The organism is Cnuella takakiae, from assembly GCF_001953305.1.
Taxonomy (GTDB): domain Bacteria; phylum Bacteroidota; class Bacteroidia; order Chitinophagales; family Chitinophagaceae; genus Flavisolibacter; species Flavisolibacter takakiae.
This window is the reverse complement of the sequence record NZ_MTFE01000010.1, coordinates 1,737,508-1,737,881: the sequence shown is the minus strand read 5'-3', so window position 1 is coordinate 1,737,881 and position 374 is coordinate 1,737,508. Positions and strand designations below refer to the sequence as shown.

Sequence of the window (374 nt, the reverse complement as noted above, 5' to 3'; positions counted from 1 at the left end):
AAAAGGGTGAGACGCTTTTAGGTAGAGACGGCGTGTTCACTCCCTTGCTCAAAGAGTTCCTGGAAGAAGCCCTGGAGGGCGAACTGGAAGCTCACATAGACCAAACTCCAGAGCCGGACCGCAAGAATGGTAAAGGTAGAAAACGGGTCAAAACACCTGTAGGCAACATAGAGATTGTCACCCCACGTGATCGCAACGGCACCTTTGAGCCGGAGATAATCCCCAAGCGGCACAAGACCTTAGGCGTAGACCTGGACCGGCAGATTATAGCCCTGTATGCCCGTGGGGCCTCTTATGCAGACATCCGCGATCACCTCATGGATATGTACGGGCTGGAGGCTTCTCCTGCCACCATCAGCCGCGTTACAGATAAA

Annotated in this window: 1 protein-coding gene; it reads left to right on the top strand. The window is 53.7% G+C overall.

What is annotated here, in order from left to right; translation table 11 throughout:
• Positions 1-374: transposase (locus BUE76_RS07790; RefSeq protein WP_143313435.1), on the top strand; the 374-nt coding region annotated here is incomplete at both ends.